Source organism: Aporhodopirellula rubra, assembly GCF_014192335.1.
In the GTDB taxonomy this organism is placed as follows: domain Bacteria; phylum Planctomycetota; class Planctomycetia; order Pirellulales; family Pirellulaceae; genus Rhodopirellula; species Rhodopirellula rubra.
In genome coordinates, this window is sequence record NZ_JACHXU010000067.1 from 1 (window position 1) to 1528 (window position 1528).

The 1528-nt window shown below is 51.3% G+C and carries 2 protein-coding genes; both read right to left on the minus strand.

The window, feature by feature from the left end:
• Nucleotides 1–56: 56 nt before the first annotated feature.
• On the minus strand, nt 57–815 hold the full coding sequence (locus FHS27_RS30640; protein WP_184310265.1) for a DUF1587 domain-containing protein: 759 nt from the start codon (nt 813–815) through the stop codon (nt 57–59).
• Between the two features lie 162 nt (nt 816–977).
• Nucleotides 978–1508, minus strand: a complete 531-nt coding sequence (locus FHS27_RS30645) for a serine hydrolase (RefSeq protein WP_315854763.1) — start codon at nt 1506–1508, stop codon at nt 978–980.
• Between the last annotated feature and the right edge of the window lie 20 nt (nt 1509–1528).

Here is a 1528-nt window from a genome sequence, read left to right on the forward strand (position 1 = left end):
TCCTGTCCGTAAACGTCCTTCATCGTTGGCCTCCGTGGAATCGAGATGCCTCGATTCTACAAGATTGCCGAAGTTATTTCCGAACAAGTCCTTAAGAACAGAAAATCTGTGGAAACAAGGACACCGCGCATGGCGTAAAAACATGAGTCATCAAACTCCAATCCATCGGCACGTGCCGCCTGGAACAACGTGAGGAATCCGTCGATTTCGTCGGCTTCAACGGGGCGACGAAACGCAAGCGTTGTCAGTCGCTGCAAGTTTTGGCGAGCCGCCTCTCGTTCACCGATCAACTCATTTGGTGACACTGTGAGTAGTCTATTGCGAGACCTCGCATCGGCAGCGGCATACTCTAAGGATTCGGTTGCTGCTTGAAGGAACTTCTCCGCATGAATCGGAGATATGATCAAAGTTTCTGAAGCATTGTTGAAACCTTCTCCGCCTGCAATATCTTGAGGTAGGGATGTGCCAGCGTTAATGTGAATATCCAACAAATCACGAATGGTGTTTGAATACTCGTTGCGATTGAGACGGCGAAAGTTGGCGGGGCCAGCTTTTTCGCCCTGGGAAAAGATGGCTTTACGCGTCTCGGATTGAATCCAATCGATGAGTGATTTTCTATCCGCGGATTGGAGTGTATTCTCGTCCGCAGGAGGCATCGATTGATCCGATAAACGGGCGCGAACATTACTCCAGGCACCGTATTCGTTTGCCAACGAATCCGAATGCTGAAGACTCGCGACGGAGAACGATTCGCCTTCAGAGTGACAATCGCCGCAGTTGGTTACCAATGTCTTGATCACATCGCTGTGCGACATTTGCTCGATCTTAAACGATTCTCCAGCTCCAAGGCTGCTCGCAAGAAAAAGCGAGCATAGAATGGAACGGATGAGCTGATATCGTTGAGACAGGTGATGCATTACGTTGCGTACTGTTTGAGCAAGCGGGGAAAATTCCGTTGGCAAATGTATGGCCGTTCCTCAGAACACTCGCCGAGCGATGTCCAAGAATCGGTCACGGGCCGACCACTGAGCGCCACTGGTGCATTGCGTCATAAAGATTGCGATCATGCCGGACTTCGGGTCGACTGACAGATCCGTTCCATAGGCGCCGTCGTGGCCAAAGAGGCCGTTTCGCAAATGGTATCCCAGGCTGTAGTTGACGTCCGTTTGCCCCGTTTGCTTCTTGCGTAACTCGTTCATCGACTCAGGCGAAAGATACCGTCTCCCGTTCAGCTCTCCGTTATTTGCGAGCATCCGTCCGTACTGAAGTATGTCATGAGACGTCGAGAACAATCCGCCACCCGCTTCGGGGAACCGGCCAGCTTTTTCGTAGTAGGGCGAGCTCAGAAAATACACGTTTCCCTTTTGGAATTCTGTTTTCTTCTCGTTTGGGCCGTATGCACCTGCTATGCGGGATACCTGTGCTTCGGGGTGTGTCCCATTCGTTGTTGAAACTCGTGATGGTCTCTCTAGTAAAAACGTAAGTGATCGGGTTTGAGTGGGCAACAAGCCCCACCTCCTGGAGCTCG

Excerpts from the sequence above, each read along its gene's own strand:
- FHS27_RS30640 (WP_184310265.1), bottom strand. The coding sequence starts at position 815 with ATGTCGCACAGCGATGTGATCAAGACATTGGTAACCAACTGCGGCGAT.